The sequence below is a fragment of the Candidatus Thiothrix phosphatis genome, from assembly GCF_035668035.1.
Taxonomy (GTDB): Bacteria; Pseudomonadota; Gammaproteobacteria; order Thiotrichales; family Thiotrichaceae; genus Thiothrix; species Thiothrix phosphatis.
The window spans coordinates 60,340-66,276 of sequence record NZ_JAYMYJ010000106.1 but is presented as its reverse complement, the minus strand read 5'-3'; the positions used below and the strand labels follow the sequence as shown (position 1 = coordinate 66,276).

At 63.8% G+C, this 5,937-nt stretch carries 6 protein-coding genes; all 6 read right to left on the bottom strand.

What is annotated here, in order from left to right; genetic code table 11:
* Positions 1 to 770 (bottom strand): aminotransferase class V-fold PLP-dependent enzyme (locus tag VSS37_RS11190; RefSeq protein ID WP_324695246.1); only part of this gene is annotated, 770 nt, incomplete at its 3' end.
* A gap of 5 nt (positions 771 to 775) precedes the next feature.
* On the bottom strand, positions 776 to 2,380 hold the full coding sequence (locus tag VSS37_RS11185; RefSeq protein ID WP_324695244.1) for an NTP transferase domain-containing protein: 1,605 nt from the start codon (positions 2,378 to 2,380) through the stop codon (positions 776 to 778).
* Positions 2,377 to 3,396, bottom strand: coding sequence for an XdhC family protein (locus tag VSS37_RS11180; protein WP_324695242.1), 1,020 nt, complete (start codon positions 3,394 to 3,396; stop codon positions 2,377 to 2,379). The genes VSS37_RS11185 and VSS37_RS11180 overlap by 4 nt, the downstream gene beginning before the upstream one ends.
* Positions 3,393 to 3,848 carry an SRPBCC family protein gene (locus VSS37_RS11175; RefSeq protein WP_324695240.1) on the bottom strand — a complete coding sequence of 152 codons (456 nt, stop codon included), beginning with the start codon at positions 3,846 to 3,848 and terminating at the stop codon, positions 3,393 to 3,395. The genes VSS37_RS11180 and VSS37_RS11175 overlap by 4 nt, the downstream gene beginning before the upstream one ends.
* Positions 3,845 to 5,101, bottom strand: coding sequence for a vWA domain-containing protein (locus tag VSS37_RS11170; protein WP_324695238.1), 1,257 nt, complete (start codon positions 5,099 to 5,101; stop codon positions 3,845 to 3,847). Before VSS37_RS11170 ends, VSS37_RS11175 begins: the two co-directional genes overlap by 4 nt.
* Positions 5,098 to 5,937 (bottom strand): AAA family ATPase (locus VSS37_RS11165; RefSeq protein ID WP_324695236.1); only part of this gene is annotated, 840 nt, incomplete at its 5' end. The genes VSS37_RS11170 and VSS37_RS11165, both read right to left, overlap by 4 nt.

Here is a 5,937-nt window from a genome sequence, read left to right as displayed (position 1 = left end):
CCAACACGCCCGACCATGCCGCCGCCGGACATGAAAGGCGGTAAGTCATGCAACACATCCTTCCGCCCCCACAACACGCCTATCCCGGTCGGCCCAAAGCACTTGTGCCCGGAAAACGCATAGAAATCGCAGCCCAGCGCCCCCACATCCACCGGCCCGTGTTGGATCATCTGCGCGCCATCCAGCAACACCAGCGCCCCAACCCGCCGCGCCGCCGCCACCACTGCCGCCACATCCGTAACCGCACCCGTCACATTGGAGGCATGTGTAACCGCCACCAGCTTGCAGCGCGGGCCAATCGTTTCCTCCAGTTTACTGGTATCCAACCGTCCATCCGCCAGCAACGGCAATATCCGCAAGCTGACTCCACGTTCACTCAGCCGCTGCCACGGCAGGAAATTGCTGTGGTGCTCGGCCTGCGAAACCACGATTTCATCCCCGGCCTGCAACACCTTCCCGAGGGAAGCCGCCACCAGATTGAGTGCCGCCGTCGCGCCGGAAGTAAATACAACTTCCTCTGCGCTCGCCGCATTCACAAAACCCGCCACACTGCGCCGCGCTGCTGCATACGCTGAGGTCGCCTGTTCCGCCAGCCGGTGATTGCCGCGCATCACATTGCCGCGCGCAGTCAGGTCATGCAGGCGCATGGCCTCAAACGCCGCCACATGCATCTGCGCCGTGGCTGCATTGTCCAGGTAGTGCAAAGGTGCTGCCTGCATGGCAAACAGCGGGAAATCCCGCCGTGCCGCCTGCGCATCAAACGCTGTCATGCGCGTTACCCCGTCATCCTCGCCAGCTCTTCCGGCGTATCGATGTCGGTGAAAATCGCGTCATCCTCCACCGCCACCAGCACCATGTCATCGGCGTATTTCAGCACCATCGAACGGGCGCCCTGATCGCCTTGCAACGCCTGCATTTCGGCGAAATAGTGGCGCGGCCACAGCACCGGGTTGCCGCGTTTGCCATCCCGTTCCGGCGCGACAATGGCGGGAGCCGCCGGGTCGAAAGTGTCCAGCAAGCTGTTGATGTGGCTGGAATCCAACTGGGGCATATCGCCCAGCAGGATAATCGCCCCATCCAGGTCTGGCGGCAGCGCGCGCAGGCCGCAACGTAGCGAGGACGCCATCCCCGCCGCAAACCCGGCGTTGTGCGCGAACGACACCGCGCAACCTTGCAAGGCGTCTTCCACCGCCTCTGCTTCGTGCCCAGTCACCACCAGCGTCTGCACGCAGCGGGAACCTAGCGCCGCCGCTACTACGCGCCGCACCATCGGCGCGCCATCCACTTCGCAGCACAGTTTGTTGCGTTCCCCCATCCGGCTGGAGCTGCCCGCCGCCAGCAGCACGGCGGCAATGCGGGGCGGACGGGCAGGGACAGGCGCTTCCGGTATTTCCGTCTTGCCTTCCGCCGCGCTGGCGATCAGCCCGCCCACGCCCATGTCCATGATGTCTTCGCCGCTGACCGGCACATCCGCCAGCAGGCGGTGCAGCAGCCAGTCCAGCCCGTTGATGCGCCGCGACCGCGAACAGCCCGGCAGATTGATCACCGGCACTGCGCCGATCCGTGCGTACAGCAGCATATTGCCCGGCTCGACCGGCATGCCGAAGTGCACGATGTCGCCGCCTGCCTGCACAATGCCTGCGGGTACGGTGTCGCTGCGATCCTTGCTGACCGAAGCGCCCGCAATCAGGATCAGTTCCGCCCCCTGCGCCAGCGCGGCGCGGATGGCTTCCGCCACCGCCGGGGAATCGTGGGCGCAACGCCGTTCAACCGCCAGTTCGCTGCCCAACGCCTCCAGCCGCGCCCGCGTCACCGCTGCTGTGGTGGCGAATAACTTATCCGGCAGGCCATCCGCCGTGGTCATGACCAGCGCAGTCCGGTGTGGCCGGAAGGGGGCGATGCGCAATGGCGCCGCCGCTGCGGTTATTTCCTTCCAACTGGCGAGCGTGCGTCCGGCGACGGCAAAGGGGATGGTTTTGATGGTGGCGACCACCTGCCCGGCGCGCACTGGCGTAAACGGTGCCAGCGTTCCGGCGGTCAGCGCCTCGTCCGTGCGGTTCAGGGCGCGGATGGCGGCGTCATCCACCAGCAATACGCCTGCTGCCGTAGCTTTCAGGTTGCAGCGCCCACGGGCGGCGGGCTGCGCCTCAATATGCCGCCCCGCCAGCAATTGGGCGGCGTGGCTGGCGGCCTGGTCTTCATCCAGTTCGTTGGTGCCGAGTTGCGCGCCGGTGACTTCGGCAATGCCTTGCGCACGCAATATTTCGATGTCCTTAAAACCGAGCGTGCGCCCTTTGCGCAAGGTGCGCCCGGCTAACCGCAAGGTATGCGCCAGCCGCACGCCTTGCGCTTCCATCAGTGAAAAATTGCCAAACTTCATATCCCCTCCTGGTAACGGGTTTGCAGGATTTGTGCGAGGATGGAAACGGCGACTTCCGCCGGTAAGCGTCCGCCCAGATCCAGGCCGATGGGGGCATGAATCCGCGCCAAGGCGGCGTCATCGAAACCTTCTTCACGCAGGCGTTGCAGGCGTTGGGCATGCGTCCGTTTGCTGCCTAGCGCGCCGATGTAAAACGCGGGGGTGCCCAACGCCACGATCAGCGCCGGGTCATCAAGCTTCGGGTCATGGCTGAGGGTGACGACGGCGGTGGTGGCGTCGGGCCGCAAGGCTTCCAGCGCCTCATCCGGCCAGTCATCACGCAACTCCGCCTGAGGAAAACGCTCGTGGGTGGCGAACGCCCGGCGTGGGTCAATCAGCGTCACGTCGAAACCGGCGAGCGCCGCCATCGGTGCCAGCGCCTGCGCAATGTGCACCGCCCCCACCACCAGCAGCCGCAGCGGCGGTGCATACACATGCAGGAACAGGTCAGGGTCTGCGGCCAGGATGCCGGAATGGTTGGCGGCGACCCGCTCGGCGACTTCGCGCGCGCTGGCAGCCGGAAGGGCAAGGCCGCCTTCAACATGCCCGTTTGCCCACAATGCCTGCGCGCCGTCGCCCAGCCGGGTCAGCAAGGCGACTTCACGCCTGGCCGCCCGCGCCGCCTGCAAAGCGCCAATCCAGGCGGCGTCTGCCAGGCTTTGCACCTGCACAGCCACCCGCCCGCCGCAAGCCAGCCCGACTTCCCAGGCTTGTTCGTTGCTGACGCCAAACGCCAATGAGCGCGGCTTGCCATCGGTGATAGCGGCCAGTGCGGCGCGGATGACTTCGCCTTCAATGCAGCCGCCGGAAACCGACCCGGCAAAGCCGCCATCATCCGCCACCGCCAGTTGGCTGCCGACCGGGCGGGGCGAGGAACCCCAGGTGTGCGTCACGGTTGCCAGCGCCACTTGCTTGCCTGCCGTGAGCCAGTCCTGCGCGGTGGACAGGATGTCTTCACGCTGGATGGGGGTGTTCATGCTTCAGCCTCCGGCGGAGCCACTTTTGCGTTGAAACGGCTGAAAAAGGCGTCCGCCATCTTTTTCGCCGCCGCATCCACCAGCCGGGAGCCGACCTGCGCCAGCTTGCCGCCAATCTGCGCCTCCACGGTGTAGGCCAGCAGGGTGTCGGCCTCATCCGCCGTCAGGTTCACCACCGCTTCGCCTTTGGCGAAACCAGCCACGCCGCCTTGCCCCTGGAATTGCATACGGTAGGAATTAGGCGCATCAATATCGCTCACTTGCAGCGAGCCCTTGAATTTCGCTTTGACCGGGCCGACGGCGGCGGTCATGGCAAGCTCATGCTCGTTTTCCGCCACGGTGGTGATGGATTCGCAACCTGGGACGCATTCCTTGATCACCTCCAGGTCATTCAACGCCTGCCATACCGTCTCCTGGTCGCGTGGTATGCGCTGTTCTCCATTCATTTTCATCTTGTTTGTTCTCCTTGAGTTAGGCTTCCGGCCCGGCTGACGGCGCGTGGTTCCAATGTGCGTGTTGGTGGAGGAGCTGCGAGCACTTTCCCCAGCGCCGTCAGGCTTTGCAGGTTATGGGCCGGAATAAACAGGTCGGCGTGTGGGCGCATCGCCACAATGCCTGCCGCGCGTGCTTCGAAGCCGTCGTAGCGCAGCAGCGGGTTCAGCCAGATCAATTGCTTGCAGGACTTGTGCAAACGCTCCATCGCCGCCGCCAGTATGCTGACATCTTCCCGGTCAAGTCCGTCACTGAGCAGCAGCACGCTGGCGTTTTGCCCCAGCAAACGGCGCGACCACAGCTGGTTGAATTCATGTAGGCAAGCGCCAATGCGGGTGCCGCCCGCCCAGTCTTCCACCCGCGCCGTGACCCGATCCAGTGCCACATCCACATCACGCTGGCGCAACTCGCGGGTAATGTTGGTCAGGCGCGTGCCGAACAGCAGCACTGACACGCGCTGGCGGGCATTGCCCAACGCATGTACAAAATGCAGGAACATGCGCGCGTACTGGCTCATCGAACCGGAAATATCCACCAGCACCACCAGCGGCGGCGGCACACTGCGAAAGGTCGCGCGGCGTAAGGGAATCATGTCGCCAGCGGATGCAATCCCCGCCCGCAAACTCGCACGCCGATCGATCCGCACGCCATGCGCTGAAGGAACCAGCCGCCGGGTACGCACTTCGCGCAAGGGCAGTTCCATGCGGGCAATCAGCCGTTTGGCTTCGGCCTGTTCCGCCCGCGTCATGGATTCAAAATCCATCCGCTGCAAACGCTCGCGCGCGGAAAAGGTCAGACTTGCATCCAGCTCAATTTCCCGCTCGGCCTGCTGCGGCAATGTGGGCGGTTTGGGCAAACCTTGCGCGAACGCTTCCTGCAAACGGTTGGTCGTTTTATCCGGTTCTGGCGGCAAGCCTTCGACCTTGGGCAACATCATGTGCATGATCCGCCCCAGCAGGTCGGGGGCGCGCCAGAACATATGGAACGCTTGGTCAAACAACTCGCGCTGTTCCCGCCGATCAATGAATACGCTTGCCAAAGCCCAATAGAAATCCTCGCGGCAGCCGATTCCGGCGATACGTACTGCCTCCAGCGCTGCCAACACCTGATGGGTTCCCACCGGCATTCCGGCGGTGCGCAGTACGCGTGCGAAATGCAGGATGTTTTCCGCCAGTCGGCCCGTGTGTTCGGCAGGCATACGCAGCAGGCTCATGAGGGTTTTCCTGCTGCCAGTTCGGTTTGCACCTGGGCGAGGATCGAGGCTGCTTCGCTGCCTTTGATGCGGGCGATGTCGTCCTGGTATTTGAGCAATACGCCCAGGGTATTGTTGATGGTTTCGGGGTCGAGGCAGATGCGATCCAGCTCCATCAGCGCACGTGTCCAGTCGATGGTTTCCGCCACGCCCGGCAGCTTGAACAGGTCACGTCCACGCAAGGTCTGGATGAAAGCCACGATTTCGCGGCTCAGTTGTTCGGGCGCATCTGGGGCTTTGCGGCGGACGATTTCCAGTTCACGTTCGGCATCGGGGTAATCCACCCAGTGGTACAGGCAGCGGCGCTTGACCGCATCGTGAATCTCGCGGGTACGGTTAGACGTGAGCACCACAATCGGTATGGCACACGCCTTGATCGTCCCCAGCTCCGGGATCGACACCTGAAAGTCGGACAGCACTTCCAGCAGGAAGGCTTCGAACGGTTCGTCGGTGCGGTCGAGTTCATCGATCAGCAGTACCGGCGGCGCATCCGGGTCGCCTTCCAGCGCCTGCAACAACGGACGGCGGATCAGGAAACGATCGGCAAAAATGTCAGCGGCCAACTGATCACGCGAGATAGCGCCAGCCGCTTCCGCCAAGCGGATTTCGATCATCTGCCGGGGGTAATTCCATTCGTAGACAGCAGAGGCGATATCCAGCCCTTCGTAGCATTGCAGGCGGATTAACGGCCGCCCCAGGCTTGCCGCCAGCACTTTGGCAATCTCGGTTTTGCCGGTCCCTGCTTCGCCTTCCAGCAACAGGGGCCGCCCCATGCGTAGCGCCAGGAACGCCGCCGT